General features: G+C 74.0%; 23 protein-coding genes. 11 read left to right on the forward strand and 12 right to left on the reverse strand.

Annotated elements, in window-relative coordinates; translation table 11 throughout:
* Positions 1 to 90 precede the first annotated feature (90 nt).
* Complete coding sequence (locus tag ACIBEC_RS29610) at positions 91 to 1758, reverse strand: hypothetical protein (protein WP_360506346.1); 1668 nt, start codon at positions 1756 to 1758, stop codon at positions 91 to 93.
* Between ACIBEC_RS29610 and ACIBEC_RS29615 the strand changes: the two genes are divergently transcribed.
* The gene (locus ACIBEC_RS29615) at positions 1705 to 2286 is read left to right on the forward strand and encodes a response regulator transcription factor (protein WP_360506343.1); all 582 of its coding nucleotides are present in this window, start codon (positions 1705 to 1707) and stop codon (positions 2284 to 2286) included. The genes ACIBEC_RS29610 and ACIBEC_RS29615 overlap by 54 nt on opposite strands.
* Before the next feature lie 151 nt (positions 2287 to 2437).
* Here ACIBEC_RS29615 and ACIBEC_RS29620 read toward each other — a convergent pair whose 3' ends face one another.
* On the reverse strand, positions 2438 to 3715 hold the full coding sequence (locus ACIBEC_RS29620) for an MFS transporter (RefSeq protein WP_360506340.1): 1278 nt from the start codon (positions 3713 to 3715) through the stop codon (positions 2438 to 2440).
* Positions 3716 to 3824: 109 nt separating this feature from the next.
* Between ACIBEC_RS29620 and ACIBEC_RS29625 the strand changes: the two genes are divergently transcribed.
* The gene (locus tag ACIBEC_RS29625) at positions 3825 to 4709 is read left to right on the forward strand and encodes a winged helix-turn-helix transcriptional regulator (protein WP_360506337.1); all 885 of its coding nucleotides are present in this window, start codon (positions 3825 to 3827) and stop codon (positions 4707 to 4709) included.
* Between the two features lie 11 nt (positions 4710 to 4720).
* Here the strand turns inward: ACIBEC_RS29625 and ACIBEC_RS29630 are convergent, their stop codons facing one another.
* Both ACIBEC_RS29630 and ACIBEC_RS29635 read right to left on the reverse strand, forming a co-directional pair.
* Positions 4721 to 5116 carry an SsgA family sporulation/cell division regulator gene (locus ACIBEC_RS29630; protein WP_360506334.1) on the reverse strand — a complete coding sequence of 132 codons (396 nt, stop codon included), beginning with the start codon at positions 5114 to 5116 and terminating at the stop codon, positions 4721 to 4723.
* A gap of 319 nt (positions 5117 to 5435) precedes the next feature.
* On the reverse strand, positions 5436 to 5870 hold the full coding sequence (locus ACIBEC_RS29635) for an SRPBCC family protein (RefSeq protein WP_360506332.1): 435 nt from the start codon (positions 5868 to 5870) through the stop codon (positions 5436 to 5438).
* A 186-nt stretch (positions 5871 to 6056) separates the two neighbouring features.
* Between ACIBEC_RS29635 and ACIBEC_RS29640 the strand changes: the two genes are divergently transcribed.
* From ACIBEC_RS29640 to ACIBEC_RS29655, 4 genes are all read left to right on the forward strand, one after another.
* The gene (locus ACIBEC_RS29640; RefSeq protein WP_360506329.1) at positions 6057 to 6806 is read left to right on the forward strand and encodes a response regulator transcription factor; all 750 of its coding nucleotides are present in this window, start codon (positions 6057 to 6059) and stop codon (positions 6804 to 6806) included.
* Positions 6807 to 6814: 8 nt separating this feature from the next.
* Positions 6815 to 8302, forward strand: coding sequence for a HAMP domain-containing sensor histidine kinase (locus ACIBEC_RS29645; protein WP_360506327.1), 1488 nt, complete (start codon positions 6815 to 6817; stop codon positions 8300 to 8302).
* A 212-nt stretch (positions 8303 to 8514) separates the two neighbouring features.
* The gene (locus ACIBEC_RS29650; RefSeq protein WP_360506324.1) at positions 8515 to 8964 is read left to right on the forward strand and encodes a hypothetical protein; all 450 of its coding nucleotides are present in this window, start codon (positions 8515 to 8517) and stop codon (positions 8962 to 8964) included.
* On the forward strand, positions 8961 to 9158 hold the full coding sequence (locus ACIBEC_RS29655; protein WP_360506321.1) for a hypothetical protein: 198 nt from the start codon (positions 8961 to 8963) through the stop codon (positions 9156 to 9158). Before ACIBEC_RS29650 ends, ACIBEC_RS29655 begins: the two co-directional genes overlap by 4 nt.
* A 128-nt stretch (positions 9159 to 9286) precedes the next feature.
* On the opposite strand, the gene ACIBEC_RS29660 is transcribed toward ACIBEC_RS29655, so the two are convergent.
* Together ACIBEC_RS29660 and ACIBEC_RS29665 are read right to left on the reverse strand one after the other, a co-directional pair.
* Positions 9287 to 10129, reverse strand: coding sequence for a hypothetical protein (locus tag ACIBEC_RS29660; protein ID WP_360506318.1), 843 nt, complete (start codon positions 10127 to 10129; stop codon positions 9287 to 9289).
* 154 nt (positions 10130 to 10283) lie between these two features.
* Positions 10284 to 10901 carry a MerR family transcriptional regulator gene (locus ACIBEC_RS29665; RefSeq protein ID WP_360506315.1) on the reverse strand — a complete coding sequence of 206 codons (618 nt, stop codon included), beginning with the start codon at positions 10899 to 10901 and terminating at the stop codon, positions 10284 to 10286.
* A 133-nt stretch (positions 10902 to 11034) separates the two neighbouring features.
* Here ACIBEC_RS29665 and ACIBEC_RS29670 point away from each other — a divergent pair, with 133 nt between their 5' ends.
* Both ACIBEC_RS29670 and ACIBEC_RS29675 read left to right on the forward strand, forming a co-directional pair.
* Positions 11035 to 11451, forward strand: coding sequence for a DUF3291 domain-containing protein (locus ACIBEC_RS29670; RefSeq protein ID WP_360506312.1), 417 nt, complete (start codon positions 11035 to 11037; stop codon positions 11449 to 11451).
* 462 nt (positions 11452 to 11913) lie between these two features.
* Positions 11914 to 12609, forward strand: coding sequence for a hypothetical protein (locus tag ACIBEC_RS29675; RefSeq protein ID WP_360506309.1), 696 nt, complete (start codon positions 11914 to 11916; stop codon positions 12607 to 12609).
* A 32-nt stretch (positions 12610 to 12641) separates the two neighbouring features.
* Here ACIBEC_RS29675 and ACIBEC_RS29680 read toward each other — a convergent pair whose 3' ends face one another.
* From ACIBEC_RS29680 to ACIBEC_RS29690, 3 genes are all read right to left on the reverse strand, one after another.
* Entirely contained in the window at positions 12642 to 13553 is a 912-nt protein-coding gene (locus tag ACIBEC_RS29680) for an NAD-dependent protein deacetylase (protein WP_360506306.1), read from the reverse strand.
* A gap of 43 nt (positions 13554 to 13596) precedes the next feature.
* Positions 13597 to 14283, reverse strand: a complete 687-nt coding sequence (locus tag ACIBEC_RS29685; RefSeq protein WP_396289272.1) for an AAA family ATPase — start codon at positions 14281 to 14283, stop codon at positions 13597 to 13599.
* 210 nt (positions 14284 to 14493) lie between these two features.
* Positions 14494 to 15243: a maleylpyruvate isomerase family mycothiol-dependent enzyme gene (locus ACIBEC_RS29690; protein ID WP_360506301.1), complete on the reverse strand. Its 750-nt coding sequence runs from the start codon at positions 15241 to 15243 to the stop codon at positions 14494 to 14496.
* A 457-nt stretch (positions 15244 to 15700) separates the two neighbouring features.
* On the opposite strand from ACIBEC_RS29690, the gene ACIBEC_RS29695 reads away from it, so the two are divergent.
* A complete protein-coding gene (locus ACIBEC_RS29695; RefSeq protein ID WP_360506298.1) occupies positions 15701 to 16756 on the forward strand; it encodes an alpha/beta hydrolase in 1056 nt (351 codons plus the stop codon).
* Between the two features lie 62 nt (positions 16757 to 16818).
* Here the strand turns inward: ACIBEC_RS29695 and ACIBEC_RS29700 are convergent, their stop codons facing one another.
* From ACIBEC_RS29700 to ACIBEC_RS29710, 3 genes are read right to left on the reverse strand one after another with little or no spacing between them, the layout of a single operon-like run.
* A complete protein-coding gene (locus ACIBEC_RS29700; protein ID WP_360506295.1) occupies positions 16819 to 17166 on the reverse strand; it encodes a ferredoxin in 348 nt (115 codons plus the stop codon).
* Positions 17166 to 17651 (reverse strand): nuclear transport factor 2 family protein, encoded by a 486-nt coding sequence (locus ACIBEC_RS29705; RefSeq protein ID WP_360506292.1) that lies wholly within the window; start codon positions 17649 to 17651, stop codon positions 17166 to 17168. The genes ACIBEC_RS29700 and ACIBEC_RS29705 overlap by 1 nt, the downstream gene beginning before the upstream one ends.
* 35 nt (positions 17652 to 17686) lie before the next feature.
* Positions 17687 to 18970, reverse strand: coding sequence for a Rieske 2Fe-2S domain-containing protein (locus tag ACIBEC_RS29710; protein ID WP_360506289.1), 1284 nt, complete (start codon positions 18968 to 18970; stop codon positions 17687 to 17689).
* Positions 18971 to 19293: 323 nt separating this feature from the next.
* On the opposite strand from ACIBEC_RS29710, the gene ACIBEC_RS29715 reads away from it, so the two are divergent.
* Complete coding sequence (locus ACIBEC_RS29715; protein ID WP_360506286.1) at positions 19294 to 19956, forward strand: NAD(P)H-dependent oxidoreductase; 663 nt, start codon at positions 19294 to 19296, stop codon at positions 19954 to 19956.
* A gap of 38 nt (positions 19957 to 19994) precedes the next feature.
* Positions 19995 to 21557, forward strand: a complete 1563-nt coding sequence (locus ACIBEC_RS29720) for a 4-hydroxyphenylacetate 3-hydroxylase N-terminal domain-containing protein (protein ID WP_360506284.1) — start codon at positions 19995 to 19997, stop codon at positions 21555 to 21557.
* Positions 21558 to 21602 lie beyond the last annotated feature (45 nt).

Consider the following 21602-nt stretch of genomic DNA (forward strand, 5'->3'; position numbering starts at 1 on the left):
GCTTCCGCGGCCGGGGCACCTCGCACAGGCCGGCCGTGAGCGACAGGCCCCACTCCCGCCGCACGATCCCCAGGCGCCGGACCGGGGCGGTCACCGTCCAGGTGGAAGCCGAAGAAGGTGTCGCGGGCGTGCAGAATCCCCACCGACTGGTGCTGCTTCCAGGAGTTGACGAGGTCGTCGTTGACCTTGGCCGTTTCGAAGTCGAGGTCCTGGGCCTGCCACGTGGCCAGGGTCGGACGATGTTTTCATGGTCAAGGCTGCCGCCTTTCTCGGGCTCCCGGCGGACGTGGGAGGCGCGGACGCGGGGGGCGTCATGCGGTGAACAGGTCGTCGTGGTGGTACGGGCGGGCTCGGCCGGACGGGACGGCTGCTCGGCGACCGGTGCCCGAGGGGCCGGTCGGTGGCGAGCCGGGCCCACAGGACGAGGAGCAGCGGCAGGGCGAAGTAGCCGAACCGCCCGGCGGGGGCGAGGAGGAAGGCGAGGCACAGGCCGGCGGCCAGCCGGTCGGCGGCGGCGACCAGGCCCCGGGGCGGCCGGACCACGAGCGAGACGGCCACGGCCGCTCCGCCGCACACCAGCAGCAGGACGGCCGTGTACCAGCCGGTCGGCCCCAGGTCGGCGAGCAGCCGGCCGGGCATCGGACTGGTGGCGGGCGTGGGGACGGCGCCCCGCCCGGTCGGGAAGCGGAGCACCTGCTCGACCAGCGGGCCGGGTGCGGCCAGCAACGCGGGCAGGACCAGGGTGAGCGTGCCGCCCGCCCAGACGACGATGCACCGGACGGCGGCACGGCGGCCAGGGGCGAAGAGGCCGGCGGCACGGCGGTCGGCGCCGAAGGGGCCGGCGGCGAAGAGGCCCGGGCCGGTCGCCAGCAGCGCGACGGCGACCGCGACCGCGGGCAGGGCGGTCCACTTGAGGGAGCAGGCGGCGGCGAGGGCGAGTCCGGCCGCGACCGGCCGGTGGCGGGCGGCGAGGGCGAGCGCGAGGGCGAGCAGCCCGGTCAGCGGCAGGTCGACGCCGCTGACGCACAGCGGCAGCGCGACCAGCGGGGAGGCGACCAGGACGGCGATCGCGTGCCCGGCGTCGAGGGGGCGGGCGGAGGCGCCCGGGGTCGCACCGCACCGCAGCACCGAGTGCGCGGCGACCAGGCAGGCCACCAGGGCGGCGGCGCACCACAGTCGGGGGTCGCCGGCCAGTCGGGCGGGGGCGGAGCCATCGCCGAACAGCCGGGCGGGCATGCCGAACAGCGTCATGCCCGGCAGGTACGGGTTGTAGTCCGTCACGGCCCGCGGGTCGGCCAGGTAGGGGGTGCCGCTGCGCAGCAGGGTCGCGGCGGAACGCTCGATCACCAGGACCTCGCTCTGGGCCTGACCGGTCGCCAGCAGGACGGTGAACGGCACCAGGACGGCGCCGGCCAGCGCCGAGCCGAGGGACAGCACCGAGCCGACGGGCAGCGCCGAGCCGAGGGAGAAACCCGCGCCGGCGGACAGCGCGCGGCGCGGCCGGGCCGGCAGCCGGCCGGCGAGGGCCGCCCCCAGGTAGCCGACAGCGGCGCACCAGCCCCAGACGCGGTGCGGCGCCAGGGTGGAGAGGGCGGCGAGGGCGGCCGCGAATCCCGTCGCGCCGAGCCAACCGGCGGTCCCGAGCGCGCCCCGTCCGGCACTCCCGCCGGCCTGACCGAGATCCTCGGCCGCAGCGGCCACCAGGTGGTCGCCGCGGTCGGCGACGCGCAGGCCCTCGCCGAAGCCGTGGACGAGCACCGGCCGGACATCGTCATCACCGACGTCCGGATGCCGCCCGGTTTCCGCGACGAGGGGCTCAGAGCGGCCCTCGAACTGCGGGCCCGGCACGAGCGGCTGCCCGTCCTGGTGCTCTCCCAGTACGTGGCGACGGCGTACGCGACCCGACTGCTCGGTGGCGACGGGCAGGACAGGGGCGGCCTCGGCTACGTGCTGAAGGACCGGGTCGGCGAGGTCTCCGAGTTCCTGGACACGCTGCGCCGGGTCGCCGACGGGCAGACCGTCATCGACCCCGAGGTGGTGCGGGTGCTGCTGACCCAGCATGCCGCGGCGCGGCCGCTGAGCCGGCTCACCCCGCGCGAGCGCGAGGTGCTCGCAGTGATGGCCGAGGGCTACAACAACCACTCGATCGCGGCCCGGTTGAGCGTCACCGAGGCGTCGGTGGTCAAGCACTCCAGCAACATCTTCATGAAGCTGGACCTCGACCCGGCGGAGGGCAACCGCCGCGTCCTCGCCGTACTGGCGCACCTGCGGGGCGAAGCGGGCTGACCAACCGCCAGCCCTCCGCCGTGCGGCGCACGGCGAGGCGGACGAGGCGCCGCACCGCCTCACGAGCCGAGGCAGCCGGAGGCGGCTGGAGACCCCCGTCCCCCAGCCGCCCCCGCCCCCAGCCGCCCCCTTCCCTGCGCTGCGGCCCCGGTCAGGCGAGGTCGCGGAGGCGGCGGATCGGGCCGGCCAGGAGGATCGCGGGGCCGGCGAGGCTGGCGGCGGCCAGGAGCAGCAGGGCGGTGCGGGGACCCCAGGCGGTGGAGGCGGCTCCGGCGGCGAGGGCACCGACGGGGATCGCGCCCCAGGAGACGAAGCGGACGGTGGCCATCACCCGGGGGAGCAGTTCGGGCGGGGTCTGGGTCTGGCGGTGGGTGCGAGTGACGATGCTGGAGACCACGACGCCCGCCGAGAAGCCGGCGTTGCCGACGGCGAAGACCAGGGTCGCCCAGCCGGACCCGGCGGCCGGGAGGAGGAAGGCGAAGAGGGCGACGGCCAGGGCCGCCCACCGCAGGGCGCCGCCGCTGCCGATCCGGGTGACCAGGCGGGGCGTGACGGCGGCGCCGAGCAGGCTGCCGAGGCCGCCGGTGGCCATCAGGGCGCCGACGGCGGCGGCCGGCGCGCCGAGGGTGCGGACCAGGAACACGGGGGTGAGGGTCATCAGGCCGCCGCAGACGAAGTTGATCGCGGTGACGTCGGCGACGCACGGCCTGATCACCGGGTGCCGGGTGACGTAGCGCCAACCCTCGCGGATCTGCTCGCGCAGGCCGACGCCGGGCGTCCGTCCGGCGGGCTGCTCCGCCCGGGGCAGGCTGCGCAGCAGGACGGCCGAGACCAGGTAGCTGACCGCGTCCAGCACCATCGAGGCCGCGCCGCCCAGGAGTTGGACCAGCACTCCGCCGAGCGAGGGCCCGGCCAGCTCGCTCGCGGCGGCGGTGCCGGAGAGCAGGCTGTTGCGGGCGGTCAGCTGCTCCTTGGCGACGATCGAGGGCAGGAAGGTGGAGTTGCCGACGTCGAAGACCACGCTCGCGAGGCCGATCACCAGCGCCACCACCACCAGCTGCGGCAGCCCGAGCACCCCGAACGCCGCCGCCAGCGGCACCGAGGCGACGGCCACCCCGCGGATCAGGTCCATCGCCACCTGGGTGCCGCGCAGCGGCAGCCGGTGGACCAGGACGCCGGCGGGCAGGCCGACCAGCAGCCAGGCGACGTAGCCCGCCGCCGTGATCAGGCCGACCTGCAGTGCCGTCGCGTGCAGGGCGACCACGGCGATCAGCGGCAGCGCCACCCGGGTGACCTCGTCCCCGAACCAGCTGACGGTGGAGGCGCTCCAGTAGCGCCAGAACACCCCCGCCCCGTCATCGTGCTTCGCCTCGCGCCCGGCCTCCGGTTCCGCCTCGCGCCCCGCCGGGACCGCTGTCCGCGTCGTCACGTCCACCCCTTCCGCACGCCGCACCTGGCGCGGCGGCCCCCGTGCGCCGGTCCGGCCGGGCCGCTCCGACGAGTGAGTCTCATTTTGGAACTCACTATAATCGACACTCATGCGGTACACCGAAGCAGCGGACCCCGACTGCGCGATCTCCCAGGCCCTGACGGTGGTCGGCGACACCTGGACCCTCCTGCTGATCAGGGACATCGCCGGGGGCACCCACCACTTCGACGGCCTGCGCACCGCCCTGGGCATCAGCCGCCGCGTCCTCACCGAACGGCTGAAGGCGCTGGTCGAGGACGGAGTGCTGGAGAAGCGGCTCTACCACCCGCACCCGCCGCGCTACGAGTACCACCTGACCGAGACCGGCCGCGGCCTGCTTCCCGTCCTGGTCGCCCTGCAGGACTGGGGCGGGCGCTACGTCCTGGGCGACGGCTCACTCTCCGCCACCAGCACCCCCGACTCCGCCGAGACCCGCCGCGCACACGCCCTCACCGGCCACCGGCTGCCGCCACTGGAGCTCACCTCCGCCGCCGGCCACCGCACCGACCCGGTCGCGGCCGGCTCCGCGTGGACGGTGCTCTACTGCTACCCCGGCGCGTACCCGCCCGGCGGCCAGGACTACCCGCCCGGCTGGGGCACCATCCCGGGCGCCGCCGGCTGCACCCTGGAGTCCAGCACCTACCGCGACCGGATGGCCGAGTTCGCCGCCCGCGACGCCCACGTCTACGGCATCAGCACCCAACGCCCGGACCAGCTGGCCGCGTTCGCCGAGCACGCGCGCATCCTGTTCCCGCTGCTCTCCGACGCCGACCTGCAGCTGGCCGCCACGCTGCGCCTGCCCACCTTCCGGGCCGCCGGCGTCGACCGGCTCAAGCGGCTCACCCTCGTCCTCGATGCCACCCGCACCGTACGGGGCGTGCTCTACCCGGTCGTCGACCCGGCCGGCTCCGTCGAGGACGCCCTCACCCTCATCGACCGGCTCACGACGGACTGACCGCAAGGTGGTCAGGAGGCCAGCAGGTCCTCCAGACCGCCACCCCAGTCGATCCGGGTGTGCTCCGAGCCGGCCGGGACGAGTTCGGTGGTGGCGGCGACGAACCGGTCGACCTCCGCGGCGGAGGTCGCGAGCAGGGCGACGCCTTCGTTGCCGGCGAGCGCGATGAGCAGCCGGGTGTCGTCGAACGGCGCGACGTGGACGTCGCCCTCGCCCACGGGCGTGTGGATACCGGCCGTCAGCAGGTCGCGTGAGATCGTCCACACCGCGTCGGCCTGGAAGTCGCTGAAGTCGAGGTCTATCGCGTAGGGGTCGTCGGGCCGGTAGGACCAGGCGACGTCCAGGTCCCGGCTGTGTTCGTCGCCGGTCATCAGCCGCATGGCGATCCGGGTGGTGAGACTTTCCATCGAGCGGGTCCCCTTTCTCGGGAGTTCTTCCTCGGGAGTTCGCTGGTGCTCGTTCGGCGGTGCTCGTTCGGCGGTGCTCGTTCGGCGGTGCTCGTTCGCTGGTGCTCGTTCGGCGGTGCGCGTTCGGCGGTGCGCGTTCGCTGGTGCTCGTTCGGCGGTGCTCGTTCGGCGGTGCTCGTTCGGCGGTGCTCGTTCGCTGGTGCGCGTTCGGCGGTGCGCGGTCGTCCGCGGCGTCTGCCGCTGTGAGTCTGCCGTTCCGGTGGGCGGAGAGGCCAATCCGTCCGCATGTCGGTTGCGCCACAGCAACTCTGACGGTGACTCAGCCATCCAGCGGTCCCGTCACCTCCTCGACGTGGCGCTTGAAGTCGCCCAGGTCGTCGATGACCCGGCGGTCGACGAAGCCGAGCGCCTCGGCCAAATGCTCCCAGAGCCCGTGCGGTTCGAGCTCCAGCTGGAGCATGACCCTGGTGGTCCGGTCGTCCACGTGGTGGAAGGTCACCACCCCGGAGTGCCGCACCGGCCCGTCCCCGCCGTCCCAGGCCACCCGCTCGCCCTCGACCACCTCCGTGGTCACGGCCTCGAACTCGCGCCGGCCGCCCGCGGTCCGCACGACCCAGGCGCTGCTGCCAGGACCGTCCCGGTCGACGCTCACCACGCCGCGCATGAACCGCGGGAACTCCTCGCACCGCACCCACTGCTCGTACACCGTGTCGAGCGGGGCCGACACCTCGACCGACTCCTCGATCCTTCCCATCGTTCCTCCTCGTCTCCCGGGCCCCGCCACGCCCGGCGGCGGCCCGTGCTGTCCGCGTGCCCCGATCCCCGTCCTGTATGCACCGACCCTGCACGACATCCCCCGCGGCGCCTTCACGGCACCCCCTGCGGCGGCCGGAGAACGATGGTGTGAGAGAGTCGGCGGCCCGAACACGAGGAGAAGCCGATGCACGGGAACGGGCCCGCGGGCGCGGACGGCCCCGGCGGCGGCCGGGTCCTGGTGGTGGACGACGACGCGGCGATCCGGCGCACCCTGGAACGCGGTCTGCGGCTGAGCGGGTTCACCGTCGCGCTGGCCGAGGACGGCGAGACGGCGCTCGCCCGTCTGCTGCCCGCCACCCCGGACGCCCTGCCGCCGGCCGCGACGGACGTCCTGGTGCTCGACGTCTCGATGCCCGGAATCAGCGGCGCCGAGGTCTGCCGGACCCTGCGCGCCCGGGGCGACGACCTCCCGGTCCTGATGCTCTCGGCGCTGGACGAGCCCGCCGACCGGGTGGCCGGCCTGCAGGCCGGGGCGGACGACTACCTGGTGAAGCCGTTCGCCCTGGAGGAGTTGGTGCTGCGGCTGCGCGCCCTGCTGCGCCGCCGCCCGCCTCAGCCCACCGACCGCATCCTGGCGGGACCGCTGGCGATCGACCCGGCGACCCGGCAGGCCCACCTCGACGGCCGTGAACTGCGGCTCACCCGGCGGGAGTTCGAGCTGCTCACGCAACTCGCCAGGAACACCGGCATCGTGCTCTCCCGCGAGCTGCTGCTGGAACGGGTCTGGGGGTACGACTTCGAGGTGCGCAGCGACGCCGTGGACACCTTCGTCAGCTACCTGCGGCGCAAGCTGGAGGCCGACGGCCGGCCCCGGCTGATCCACACCGTCCGGGGCGTGGGCTTCGTGCTGCGGCTGCCCGGCGGGAACGGGTAGCGGCCGCCGTGAGACTCTCCACCCGGATCGCCCTGTGGGCCGCCGCCGTGGTGCCGCTGCTGGTGGTGCTGGCCGGGCTGCTCCTGCTGCCGCTGGTCGGCCGGGACCTGCGGCACCAGCAGGACGCCCGGCTGGCCGACCGGGCGTCCGCCGTCCTGCCGAGCGTGCGCGCGCTGGTGGCGGCCGACACCCGGGGCCGTCCCAAGGTCGAGCAGAACCAGCAGCGCAAGGTGCTGGACGCCGCCCTGGACTCGGGCGTGCGGGTCACCGCCGAGGACGGCACGGTGCTGCTGTCGGTCGGGCCGCAGCCCGCTGACGACCAGGCCTTCCCCGCCGCACCGGGCGGGCCGGCCACCGTCCGCGACCACGGCGCGGCCTGGCGGGTGCTGACCGTCCACGTCGCCGGCAGCGGGGCGAACGGCGGCAGCGGCACGCTCTGGGTCACCGAGCCCGGCGGCCTGGCCGGCAGCCAGACGGCGGCGGTACGCCGCCGGGTCCTGCTCGTGGCGGCGGTCGCCGCACCGCTCTCCGCCCTGATCGGCTTCGCCCTCGCCGAGCGCGCCACCGCACCGCTGCGCCGGCTCAGCCGGCGCGCCGCGGAACTCGACCCGGCGGCCCCGCCGTCCCCCGGCACCGAGCGCGGCACCCCCTTCGCGGCGGAGCGTAGCGGCACCGCCGAGGTGGACGAACTCGCCGCCGCCCTGGCCCTGTTGCTCTCCCGCTACGACGAGCAGGCGCTGCGCACCGCCCAAGCCCTGGAGACCGCACGATCGTTCTCGTCCGCCGCCTCGCACGAGCTGCGGACACCGCTGATGAGTCTGCGCACCAACCTGGACGTGCTGGCCGCCCACCAGGACCTCCCGCCCGGCGAACGGGCGGAGATCGTCGCCGAGTTGCGCGACGACCACGCCCGGCTGCTGGATCTGCTCACCGCGCTCGGCACGCTCGCGCGCGGCGACCTCGTCGAGGTCGACTCCTTCGGCCCGGTCGACCTCGCCGAACTCGCCGACGCGGCCGCCGCCGACGCCCGGCGCCGGCACCCCGCGGCCGACATCACCGTCGAACTCCCGCCGGAACTCAGGGTGTTCGGGTGGGAGCCCGGGCTGCGGATCATGCTCGTCAACCTGCTGGTCAACGCCGCCGTGCACGGGCGCGGCGGGACGGCACGGACCGAACCGGCCCGGGTGACGGTCCGGCTCGCCCCGGCCGGTGGGGTCGCGCTGCTCACCGTCGACGACGCCGGGCCCGGTGTCGCGCCGGGCGAACGCGAGGCGGTCTTCCACCGCTTCCACCGCCGACGCGACAGCCCCGGCTCGGGGCTCGGGCTCACCCTCGTCGCCCAGCAGGCCGCGCTGCACCGGGGCACCGTCCGGATCACCGAGCCGCCCGGCGGAACCGGGTGCCGGGTGGAGGTCCGCCTGCCGCTGCCCGACGCCGACGCGCCGACCCTACGGCTCCCGGCGCGGCGGGACTGGATCGCGGGCGAGGAACGCTGAGCGCCGAGCGCCGGCCCCCGGCTCGCGCTCCGCAGCTCTCCGCTCCGCGACTCGCCGTTGCGCAGCTCTCCGTTCCACGGCTCTCCGTTCCACAGCTCCGCGTTCCACAGGGAATCCACAAGAAGTCGTCCTACGCTCCCGGCAACCGGGCCGGACCGGGCCCGCACCCACCGGCCCGGTTTCGACACCGTCCACGGCAGAAAGGGACGCCCATGTCCGCCAACCGCACGTCCGTCCGCCGCAGGGTCGTCAGCCGCCGGGCCGCCGCCCTCGGCGCGCTCGCCCTCGCCGGCTCGCTGCTCGCCACCGTCCCCGCCCAGGCGGACGGTGCGGCCGGCTCTCCCTCCGCCGCCCCGTCCGCCGGGTCCACGCCCACGGGCGACGGCGCGAAGGCCATCTGCAAGCGACTGCCGAAGACCGAGCAGCGCGTCACCAAGGCGCTCACCCGGCTGAACGGCGACGCCACCGTGTCCGGGTCGGTCGCCCGCCTGCAGCAGCGGGCCGGCAACGCCAAGGCCGCCGGCCACACCGAGATCGAGACGCTCCTCAACGACCGCCTCACCGCCCGCAAGGGCCTGGTCACTACCCTGCAGACCCGGCAGAACGACCTCACTTCCGTCGCCACCTGGTGCACCGCCCACAACCAGGGCGCCTCCAAGTGACCCGCCGCCCGCCCGCCGTCCTCGCCGCCCTGCTCCTCGCCGGGGTCGCCCTCCTCACCGCCTGCGGCCCCACCGGGCACCCGGCTCCCGGAGCCGCGGACACCAGCCAGGTCCAGGACATGCAGCACAAGCTCGACGCTGCCGAGAGCGCGGCCGCCCAAGCCGACAGCGACGCGGCAGCCGACGACAACTGACGCGCCACCGCTCGCCGACCTGCTCAGCGAGCGGTGTCCGCTCGCCCGCCGGTGCCGAACCACCGCTCGACGCCAAGCGTCCTGGGCGTGATCGTCCCCCGGCGGGCCGCCGCCTCCTGGGCCCGTCCTCAGCCGGCGGCGGGCTGTTCGGCGTCGCCGAAGCGGGCCAGGGTCAGAGCGCCGACCACGGCGGCCAGGAAGCCGATGACGGCGACCGGGGTCAGGTCGTGCCGGGTACGGTCGCCGAGGGCGAGCACCCCGACCAGGGCCGGGCCGAGCGTCTCCCCCAGCACCATCGCGGCCGTCGCGGAGGTCACCGATCCGTGCTGCATCGCCCAGGTCAGCGCGGCGAACCCGCCGATCCCCGCCACCGCGACCGCGTACGCCGAGGGTTCGGCCAGCAGCTGCGGCAGCCGTGGTTCCGGCAGCACCCGCACCGCCACCCCGACCACCCCGAACTGAAGGCCCGCCACCAACCCCAGCAGCGGGGCCCGACGGGCACCGCCGTACCGCACTGCCGCCCAGCCCGCGCCGAGCAGGGCCACCGCGACCAGCAGCACCCCCAGCCGCAGCGCGTCGTCGCCCGTGCCGTGGCCGTCCCGCCCGGCGGTGAGCGCCAGCAGCAACAGCCCCGCGCAGACCGCCACCACCCCGGCCCACTCGCTGCGCCGCAGCCGCACCCGCAGCACGCGGGCCGCCCCGACGGCCGTCACGGCGAGCGCGGAGGCCAGCGCCGCCTCGACCACGTAGAGCGGCAGCCGCTCCAGGGCGACGAGTTCGGCGGCGAAGCCGCACATGTCCATCCCCACGCCCACCAGGAACGGCCACTCGCGCAGCGCCCCGGCCAACGCGGCGGCCTCCCCCGCCGGTGAGCCCGCGCCGGCGGCACGCCGGGCGCCGACCGCCTGCAGCACGGTGGCCGACCCGGTGAGCAGCGCGGCCAGAAGGGCGGACAGCAGGCCGATGAGCATGGCCCGACGGTACGACCCCCGGCCCCCGCGCGATCGCCTGGCACGCCGCCGGCCCCGGCCCGACCTACGGACGACCGCGGCCGGGGCCAGGACGAAGCGCCGCAACCGGCCCGGGCCGGGGGAGGGCAGCCGGGCCGTCCCCGAGCCCGCGGGCTCAGGTGTTGCGGCGGGCGGACTCGTGTTCCTGGGCCAGGCGGCGCAGGGCGAGGAGGGCGGGTTCGAGCAGGACGGTGCGGAGGAGGGCGCTCTCGGCCTGGTCGACGGGGTCGGCGTGCGGGTCGAGCTGGTCGAGGTCGAGGACGGCGGTGCGCTCGGCGAGGGCGGCGTAGCCGAGGAGGGCGTCGTGGGAGATCTCCTCGCCGAGGGAGCGGAGGGTCTCGAGGGTCTCGCCGAGGACGGCGCGGGATGGGGCGTGTTCGGAGACCTGCCAGCCGAGTTCGCCGATCAGGGCGTCGACTTCGGCGCCGCCGGGTACGGGGGTCGGTTCGGTGTCGTCGTCGACCGGGCGGGCGCCGAGGACCAGTCCGAGGACCTGGTGGCGTTCTCCGGCGTGGGCGGCGACCGCGCCGAGGACCTCCTTGGTGGCGCTGACGCTGAGGCCCCGGACGCCGATCAGTGCGCGGACCAGGCGCAGGCGGCGCAGGTGGGTCTCGTCGTAGTCGGCCTGGGTGGCGGCGGTGGCGCGGCCGGGCTGCAGCAGTCCCTCGCGCAGGTAGTACTTGATCGTCGCGGTGGGGACCCCGCTGCGGCGGCTCAGTTCGGAGATGCGCACTGCTCCCGCTTTCCTTCTCGCTGGGTCTGGCAATTGGATACCAGCACTGTCTAACATAGATAGTGCCACTACCCAATACGGCGCCGTCCCCGCGCCGTCCCGGACGCCGTTTCCCCGACGAGGAGTGTCAGCCATGCCCACGCTGCCCTGGATCACCCCGAACCCGGCCACCCCCGGCACCTCGGCGGTCGTCATGGCCTCCCGCTTCGAGGTGCGGTCGCTCGCCGACGTGCCGCGCTTTTTCGTCAAGTCGCTGGCCGTCTGGCGACAGCTGCGCCGCGCCCCCGGCGCCCTCGGCGCCTCCCTGATCGCCCGGCCGCTGCGGCGGACCTTCTACACGCTGTCCGCCTGGGAGAGCCGCGAGGCCCTCAACGCGTTCGCGGCCGCCGAGCCCCACCGCTCGGTCATGAGGGGCCTGCGCGACACCACGAAGGAGGCCACCTTCACCTTCTGGCCGACGCCCGTCGAGCAGCTCCCGATCCCCTGGGCCGACGCCCACGCCCGCCTCGATGCCGAGCGCGCCGGGGCCGCGGCCTCGGATGCCATCTGACTGCCGGCGTGACACCGCCCGCCGCCGCACGCGGGTGCGGCGGCGGGCGTCCGGCCGCTCGGCCGCTCGGCTGGCCGGTAGGCCGGTAGGCCGCGGGGACGAGGCCGGCGGCCCTGCCCGTGCGGGGTGTGCGGGGTGTTCGGGGCGAGCCGGGCGAGCGGCGGGCTGGCCGGAGCAGGCGGGACATGGTCTCTCCTTGATCGACTTGATCGACTTGATCGACGGGGCGGCGACGGTCGCCTGCCCGCCAGCAGAACACCCCTGACCGCGCGTCACCCCCGATCGACCGTCGCATCCACGGCTACATCCCCCGGTCGGTCGCCCCGCCCGCACGGTCGGGCGCGTCCCGGCGGTCCGCACCAACCCCATTTTGTGACGTGGCCCTGTCTAGTTCGTTCCCGTCCCGGTGTGATGGGATGTGCCGTCACGGGGTGATGACCGCTGGTGGGGGTGGTGTGTGTGATGCGCAACGGACGACTGTCAGGGCTCGACGGGGACGCGGCGTACCTGGTCGCCGTCGGACTGGTCCGACTGGGCGCGCAGGAGTGGCTGGGCAGGGCGGGCGTGGCACCGGCCTGGGTGGGCGGCCTGCGGGCGGCCTCCTTCGCGGACGCCTGGCTGGCGTTCGGCGACCCGGCGGCGCCCGGGCTACGGGCGCCGGCCACGGCGGTGCTGCGGGCGGTCGCCGAACGAGCGGCGAAGCTGGTCGTCGAGTCCTGCGCGGGGGACGAGCCGACGGCCCTGGAATGGCTGGGGCAGCGGTCGGCGGAGGCCCGCGAGCAGGCGCGGCGGGACGACGTGTCGCACCCGGCCGAGCCCTGCGCGCTGACCCTGGTCTGGCACGGCGTCCAGGCCCTGGCCACCGGGGACGAACCGGATGGACCAGATGAACCGGACACGCCGTACCACGGCAGGCGCAGCGCGGAACGCATGGACGAGCGGATCGAGGCGTACGTACGGGAGCGGCACCGCCGCCAGGACACCCTCGCGCTGGTACTGGGCTGCACCCGGATCGCCGCGGCCGCGCTGGTCGAGCTGTGCGATGCCGATCCGGAGCGGGTGTGCCGGTGGCTGGAGGAGGACGCGGCACGCGCCATGCCGCGCGGCGGACCCGTACCGCTGTGGGTGCCGGGGCGGCCCTGGCAGCCGGCGGGCTGACGAGGCCGCCCGACTCCTGGGCGCCGACCGGGTCAGGAAGCGCCCAGGAGTCGGGCGGCCTCGGTCATGGCCGGGCCGAGGGCGAGGTCGAGGCGCAGCTCGGCGAGGTCGTCGCCACGGGTGGGGCCCTGGTTGACGATGGCGACGGGCAGCTGCGCACGGGCGGCGCGCCGCACGAAGCGCAGGCCCGACAGGACCGCGAGCGAGGAGCCGAGGACCACCAACGAGCGTGCGGTGTCGACCAGTTCGTAGCAGTGGTCGACCCGGGCGGCGGGCACGTTCTCGCCGAAGAAGACCACGTCCGGCTTGAGCACGCCGCCGCAGTCCGCGCAGGGCGCCACGCGGAATCCCTCCACCAGCTCCTGCGGCAGCTGCGCGTCGCCGTCCGGGCGCAGCGTGGCGCCTGGGCGGCGGAAGCCCCGGTTCAACTCGTCCAGGCGCTGGTCGAGTTCGGCCCGGGAGCTGGTGCGCCGGCAGTCGAGGCAGACCACCCGGTCGAGGCCGCCGTGCAGTTCCACGGCCTCGCGGGTGCCGGCCGCGTGGTGGAGGCCGTCGACGTTCTGGGTGATGACCGCCGCGACGTGACCCGAGCGGCGCAGCCGTTCCACCGCGCGGTGGCCGGCGTTGGGCCGGGCCCGGGCGAAGGCGGGCCAGCCGGTGTGGCTGCGGGCCCAGTAGCGGCGCCGAGCGGCCTCGCTGCCGGTGAACTCCTGGTAGGTCATCGGGGTGCCGGTGCGGCGGCGGCCGGTGGCGCCGCGGTAGTCGGGGATGCCGGACTCGGTGGACAGTCCGGCGCCGCTGAGCACGACCGCACCGCGCCGGTCCAGCAGCCGGACGAGGCCCGTGAGGCCCGTGAGAACCGTCGGACCCGCGAGGACGGTCGAACCCGCCGGACCCGCCGAGCTCTCCGGCGGTTGCGGTGCGGTGGCTTCCGACGCGTCCATACCGCCGAGGGTAACCCCGCCGCCGGGCAACTTCGCCGGGCGGCTATGCGTCCCCCGTGGCGAACGCGACGATCCGCGCGAGGGACGGCTGCCAGCCGTCGGCGGTGTCCACGAGCAGGCAGGGGACGTCGAGCGCGATCGGCGCCCACGACTCGATCGGCCGCTCCCCCGCCTCGATGCGGCGCAGGAGTGCGGCGTCCGCGTGCACGGCCCGCGAGGGCAGGTCGGCGGCACGGCGCGCGATGCGCCGGCGGGCGAGCTCCGGGTCGACGACGCAGCGCACGACGCGGATGCCGGCAAGGTCGGCGAGCGGCTCCAGGCCCGGACGCCACAGGCGGTCCTGGAAGGCCGCCTCCGCCACCAGGCTCGTCCCGGCCGCGACGAGTGCACCGATCGCGCGGAAGAACGCCTCCAGCGTCCTCAGGTCCAGGTCGTTCCCGGGATCAGCGACGTTCCCGGGATCAGCGACGTTCCCGGGATCAGCGACGTTCCCGGGATCAGCGACGTTCCCGGGATCAGCGGCTTTGCCGGGATCAGCGGCTTTGCCGGGATCAGCGGCTTTGCCGGGATCGGCGCCGCCTGCGGCCATGCGCTCCTTGAGCTCGTCCCGGCAGACCACCGGCCAGCCGAGCGCGTCCGCCAGGGCGTGCGCCAGTGTGGTCTTGCCCGCCCCGGGCGGGCCGCTGACGACAACCAGGGTCGGACGTCGGGTCGTGCCGCGTGAGGTCATGCCACCGGATTCTGCGCCCGGGCCGCCGCCGTCCGCCACCTCCCCGGTGGGTGACGGACGGCCGATGGTGGGTCGGTCCGGTCGACCTTCTCCCAGCTGTCACCGCCCGACATCGAGGTGTACTCGGAGGGACCGCCGGTGTACGAAACCGCGCCGCCGGTGTACAGCCGACCGGCGGCCTCGAAGCACCCCCCGAGCCGGCCCCCGCTCTCAGCCCCAGCCGGGCACCGGCGGCAGCGGCCACGCCGGCGGGGTCGGCAGCGGGCCGCCGGCGGGGGTCTCCGGGGCCGGGCCGCGGCCGACGAGCCAGGCGAGCAGGACATGCCCGGGGCCGCTGACGGCGGGGCCGGTGGCGGCGAGGGTCCAGGTGCGGCCGAGGTCGGTGGCCTCCAGCCGGGCGACGGGGAAGTCCCGCGCGGCCAGGGTGGCGGCGGTCGTGTCGAGCGCCCAGGTGACGTAGCCGGTGGGCCAATCGGCGCTGGTGCGGCCGAGGTTGAGGTCGACGTGGTGGGTCTCGAGTTCGCGCCGGGCGCGGTGGAGGGTGAACCAGGCGGGGTGGCGCCACCCCGCGAGGGCCGGCACCAGCGCGGGCCAGCGCTCGACCGGCATCGCCGCCGCCTCGTCGAACAGCCCGTCCAGACTGCGCCGCAGGTCCGTGACGAGGTCGGCCGCACCGCGCTCGGCCCCTTCGCGCAGCGCGCGGTCCAGCGCGGTCGCGTCGGCCCGCGGGCCGGGCTCGGTGCCGGTGCGGGCGAGCGCCAGCAGCCAGCGGTACACGTCGGCGCTGCGCGCGAGGTGGGTGATGACGTGGGCGCGGCTCCAGCCGGGCAGCGCGGACGGTTCACGGGCCTGCCGGTCGGTCAGGCCACCCAGGTCGGCCACGAGGCGCTCGGCGGAGTCGCGGACATCGGCGAGCAGGACGGCCGGTCGGGCGCCGGCGGGGTCGGCGGTGTGGGTCACGGGCACGTACTCTACGGCCGACCGAGCCCACCCCCTGGGCGTGGGCTCGGAACCATGCGCGGATTCTCGCCGGCGGCGGCGTGGCCGAACCACTCGCCTCCGGTTGACGGAAAGTCAGCGCGTTCCCGGCGGCCGGACAACGGTCGCGGGGAAGGGTGTACCGGTACGACATCGGGCGGTTATGCTCGCGCAGTATCACCTGCCCGATCGCGGCTGACCCAGGGGGGATCAACGCGCGCGGCCCCTTCACCCGTTCCTGCTCGCACGCGGTTCCGCGCAGCACGACGGGGATTTCGCGCCGGCGCCGAGCCACGCCACGGACGCCACCGGATCCGGAATTCCGGGCGCCCCCTCCATTTCTCCGAATACGGGACAGCGATAACGGCAATGGCCCGATCGATCCGATCGGTGCCCGGCCACCAGTCGCGACAGATTCGACGAAGTGAGGACGAACGTGATGAAGAATCGGACCGTTTCCGCATTACGGCGCCTCGCGGCGATGTGCGCCGCGGCGACGCTCCTGTCGGTCGGCGTCGCGGGTTCCGCTCCCGCCGCCGACCTCACCACCCCGATCTGCCAGGCCACCACCGTCGACGTCCCGCTGGGCTCGGGCACCGGCCGGCTGTGGGGCGAGCTGTGCCGTCCGGCCGGGTCCTCGCCGAGCACCGTGGTGACGATGGTGCACGGCGCGACCTACAACCACAACTACTGGGACTTCCCGTACGAGCCGGACACCTACTCGTTCAGCCGGATGCTGAACCGGGCCGGGTACGCCACCTTCGTCGTCGACCGGCTCGGCACCGGCAACAGCACCGTCCCGCCGAGCTCCCAGCTGACCCTGGCCGTCGAGGCCGGCCACATCCACAAGGTCGTACAGGACCTGCGGGCCGGCCGAATAGGGGGCACCGGCTTCCACAAGGTGGTGCTGGCCGGCTACTCCCTCGGGTCCGCGGTGTCGGAGATCGAGGCGTCGACGTACCACGACGTCGACGCGCTGCTGGTCACCGCCCTGGGCCACTACAACAACCCGGCGGGCACGCAGGCGATCATCGCGAACGGGCAGGACCCGAACACCGACCCGGTGACCGGGGGCCGGTACCCGTACGACGCCGGCTACGCCACCACCAGGCCGGGCAGCCGGGCGACCGTCTTCTACGCCGACCAGCCGATGGACCCGGGCGTGCTCCTGATGGACGAACTCACCAAGGACGTCGACGTCTTCATGGAGGCGAGCGACCCGCTCATCACCGATCCCTCGGTCAGCAAGGCGATCAATGTCCCGGTCATGTTCGCCCTCGGCGACCACGACCCGCTGATGTGCGGTGCCGGCTACGAGGACTGCACGTCGGCGGCGGCCCTGCGCGCCCAGGAGGCGCCGTTCTGGAGCTCCGCGCCCAGCTTCGACGTGCTGCTGCTCCCGAACGCCGGGCACGGCCTGAACCTGGCGCCGAACACCGGGGTCCTCCACACGGCGGCCGCGGCCTGGCTGAACCGGGTGGTCGGACACTGCTGACGGCACACGAGTGCCCGATGGCCCCGTGAGGGTGCCATCGGGCACGACGTGACGTCACCCGCTCAAGCGGCCGGCCCGCCTCCGCCCGGCTCGTCTCCGCCCGGCTCCACCCCGTCCGACGCGACCCCGTCCGACGCGACCGCGTTCGGCGTGACCCCGTCCGGGCCCGGCGACCGGTCCTTGAACAGGAACACGGCGTTGGCCGGGCAGACCCGCGCCGCTTCGCGTACGGAGTCGGCCAGTTCGGGTCCGGGCTCGGGAAGCAGCACCTCGGCGACCTCCGCGACGTCGCTCATCCGGAAGACCGCGGGAGCGGCGTCCACGCAGTGGCCGTAGCCGGCGCAGCGGGTCAGGTCCACCTCGACGCGCGCCACCCGGGCCTTCCCGCCCCGCTCCTGCCGCAGCGGCATCAGAGCAGGACGCCCATGTTGCCGGGCATGGTCTCGGCGTCGAGGACGACGCGGTGCTCGACGAAGCGCAGCCCGCCGGCCGTCCGCGTGAGGATGTCGTCGTAGCGGCCGCAGACGTGGAAGCGGGACGGTTCGACGCGGTCGGCGATGTACAGGACGACGTACGCCTCGGCCTTGATCCGGCCGTCCTCGGTCTCCCGGGCGCGCACGTTGGTGACGGTGTGCAGGGTCCGGGTCGGGTTGTGGCGCAGATAGCCGTTCATGTAGGCGGCGCGCTCCTTCAGTGCGCCGAGGCCCCGGTCGGTGTACCACCACATGCCGGTCGTCGAGACGTTGTTGTGCGTGCCGACCGCGTACAGACCGGTGTCGAGGAACAGGTCGACCCAGGCGTTGGGGCGCTTGTCGTCCATCGCCAGGGCGTAGGACACGTAATGGTCCTCGACCTCGCTGCGCAGGCCGGGAGAGGTCATGACCACTGTGGACATGGCGGTGTCGCGCCTTCCTTCCGTCGTCGGGCCGCTCACGACTCGTCCTGGAGGTACTGCTGGTAGACCCGGAAGAACTCGCGCTGCGAGTACTCGTCCCGGACGTCGGCGTCCTCGCCGCCCCGGCCGGGCTCGGTCCCGCGGGTGAAGAGGTTGTACCGGCCGCCCTCGCCGCGCACGCCGATCTGGCAGCGGGCGGCGGCCTCGGTGTCGTCGCAGCTGATCTTGCCCCACGAGCCCTGGGTGTCGGCGAGGTTCTCCAGCACCTCCTGCCGCGCGGCCTCGTCGTCCTCGACGTCCGAGTAGACGGTGATGTCGACCCGGGCCCGATCGACGCCGAGCGGGGTGACCGTCTGGATGTACCCCGCTTTCATGCCGCGCGGGGTGTCCTTGGGGCCGGGCTGGATGTCGAGGTTGGGGAAGAGCGCGAGCACTTCCTGCCGGATCTCCGGTGGTTCGCCGCCCCCGAAGCCCTCGAAGCCGTCCGGCGGGCCGGGCGGTCCCTGGGCGAGCATGCTGTTCCAGCCGACCGGCATGGTGCCGTCCGAGAAGTCCACCCCGCTGAAGCGCTGGAGGGCGCGGGCGTACTTCGGCGGGTCGAGCGGAGGGAAGGCCCACTGGAGGACCGAATGCCCGGGCGCCGCGCCCCAGTTCCAGCCCCGTGCGGCGGTGCCGACCAGCAGGTCGCGGATGCTGCGGTGGGTGAACTCGGCGTGGTAGTCGTCCCGGAAGTTCTCGTGCCAGAACTTCCAGTTGCCCTCGTAGATCCAGCTGTTGCGGCCGATCGGCTCGATGCCCTGCACGTACGGCGCGAGGTGGTCGGTCATCTCGCCGAGGAAGTCGGTGAGCGACGGCACCGTCGGCCGGATCGCGACGAAGACCAGGTCGTGGAAGGTGTCGCAGTGCACCGGCTTCAGGCCGAGGGCGCCGCGGTCGAAGTCCGGTCCGTAGCCCTCCTCGTAGGGCACGCCGGTGAGCTCACCCTTCAGGTTGAACGCCCAGGCGTGGTACATGCACTTGAGGACCTGGCCCTGGTTGCCGCACCGCTCGCCGGTCAGGATCGCGCCGCGGTGGGTGCAGGCATTGTGGAACGCGCGGATCTCACCGTCGTTGCCCCGCACCACGAGCACCGGCTGGTTGGCGATGGAAACCGTGAAGTAATCACCCGGCTTCTTCAGATCGCGAGTCAGGCAGGCGTAGTGCCAGGTCCGGGTGAATATCCTTTCCTGTTCCAGTGCGAAGATCTTCTCGCTGGTGTAGATTTCCCGGTCCACCACCCCGGTGGCGAGATCGGTGCCGAAATCCGGGCTCAACTTCATGGGGCAACCTCCCTAGGGGCACGCGAACGCCGCCCTGCCCGCTCAAGATTCGCGACGATTGTGACAACCGAGCGAGTTCATCGTCAACGATCAGCGCGGCGCCGGCGCCCTTGTCCGACTGGGGAGAATCCCCAGTCGGACAAACCCCCGGAACCTTTCCCCGCGTCATTGACAGGCGGCGGATTCCCGATGACCCTCGGACGGGGCATCGACCCGCGCAGGAAAACGCCGACCAGCCGCCTCCGGCCGTTCGAGGACGCCGCACACGGGGGCGCTGATGCTCCCGGCGCCGCCCCCACCCCACCCCACCTCCGGAGTTCGTGATGACTCTCCTACGGCTGGACACCAGCATCCTCGGCCCCCGATCCAGCACCGCCGTGCTCGCCGACCTCGTGGAGCGGGAGTGGCGCGCCGCGACCCCGGACGCGCCGGTGGTGGTCCGGCGCCACCTCGGCGAGGCCCCGTTGCCGCCGACCGCCTGGGCCGCCGCGGTGGCGACCCGGTTCACTCCCCCGGAGCGGCACACGTCCGAGCAGCGGGACGCCCTGGCACTGGCCTCGTCGCTGACCGACGAACTGGTCGCCGCCGACGCCGTGATCGTCGCGGCGCCGCTCTACAACTTCGGTGTCTCCCAGCACCTGAAGGCCTGGGTGGACCTCGTCCTCACCGATCCGCGGATGGCCCCGGGCGGGGAGAGACCGCTGGCGGGCAAGCCGGCGGTGCTGGTGACCGCCCGGGGCGGCACCTACGGGCCGGGGACGCCGCGGGACGGCTGGGACCACGCCATCGGCTGGATGCGTCGCATGTTCGACGATGTGTGGAAGCTACAACTCACCGTAGTGGAACGGGAGTTGACCCTCGTTGGGATCGATCCGGCACTGGACCGGTTCACCGAGCTGGCCGCGCGCACCCGGATCGCCGCCGAGGAACAGGCCCGCGCGGCGGGCCGGGACCTCGCCCGGCGCGAGAGCGCCGTCCTCGGCTGAGCCTCAACTCCCGCCCACCGCCCGACAAGGAGGACACCGTGCCCGCACGCACCGGGAAGCAGTACCTGGACAACCTGACGTCGCTCCAGCCCGAGATCTACCTCAACGGCCGCCGCATCACCCACGTCACCGAGGAGCCGGTCTTCGCCGGCCCGCTGCGGACCGTCGCGGAGCAGTACGACCTCCAACTGGACCCGCGGTACGTCGACATCTGCACCTACGCGGACCCCACGACGGGTGAACGGCTGTCGCGCTCGTTCCAGCCGTGCCGGAGCAAGGAGGACCTGGTCGCCAAGCGGCGGCACTTCAAGCTCCGCGCCGACCACACCTTCGGGATGATGGGCCGGTCGCCGGACTTCATGAACGCGTTCGTCCTGGGCTGGAACACCAACGCCCCGGTGTTCGGCGAACTGGACGAGCGCTTCGGCCGGAACGCCCGCCGGTACTACGAGCACGTACGGGACAACGACCTCTTCCTGACGCACGTCCTGATCAACCCGGCGATCGACCGGTCGAAGACCTCGTCCCAGCAGGAGGACCCGTTCCTGCACCTGGGGAAGGTGCGCGAGACCGACGAGGGCATCGTCGTCCGTGGCGCGAAGATGCTCAGCACCATGGCGCCGTTCGCGGAGGAGCTCGTGGTCGTCCCCTTCGGGGGCATCGCCCCGGGAGACGACGACTACGCGGTGGTGTTCGCGATCCCCACCGACACACCGGGGTTGAAGTTCATCTGCCGCGAGCCGGTGGCACCGGCCGGCCGGACGGAGTTCGACCACCCGCTCAGCAGCCGGTTCGAGGAGATGGACTGCATCGCCGTCTTCGACGACGTGCTGGTCCCGTGGGACCGGGTCGTCGTCGACGGCCGGCCCGGCAGCCGCGACCTGGTCAACCGGGTGCTCGGCAACGACCCGAGCGTCCTGGTGGTCAACGGCGCTCGGAGCCTGGCCTCGATGGAACTGCTGTGCGGCATCGCGACGAAGGTCGCCGACGCGACCGGGATCGACGAGTTCCTGCACGTCCAGGAGAAGCTCGGCGACCTCATCTCCCGGCTCGACACCCTGCGGACCCTGTTCTACGGCGCCGAGGCCCTGGCCGCCCCGCTGCCGGACGGCACCTGGGTGCCGTACCTGCCGGGGATGATGGCGTTCCTCATGCAGACCGCGCCGACGCACCGCCGGATGGTCGAGGTCATCCAGATCCTGGCGGCGGGCAACTTCTTCTACGCGCCGTCCGGCGGGGACTTCGCCAACGAGGAACTGCGCCCGCTCATCGACCGGTTCGTGCGGGGTCGCCCGGGCGTCTCGGCCGAGGAGCGGGTCCGGCTGTTCAAGCTCGCCTGGGACGTGGCCGGCGACGGGTTCGGCCAGCGGCTCATGCAGTACGTGAACTACTACAGCGGCGACCCGGTGCGGCTGACCGCCGGGCTCTACCTGGGCTCGGACAAGACGGAGATCCACCGCACGGTCGAGCGGGCGCTGGCCGGCTCGGACCGGAGCCTGGACATCCCGCTCTCGCCGGAGGTGCTTCACATGGCGCCCCCTCCCGCGCCGACCAAGCCGCTCACCGGGATGTACCCGGCAAAGAGCCAGCCGTCGTCGTAGCGGCCGTGGCGGTGTGCGAGCGGGGAATCTCCCCACTCGCACACC

The organism is Kitasatospora sp. NPDC051164 (assembly GCF_044455625.1).
Taxonomy (GTDB): Bacteria; Actinomycetota; Actinomycetes; order Streptomycetales; family Streptomycetaceae; genus Kitasatospora.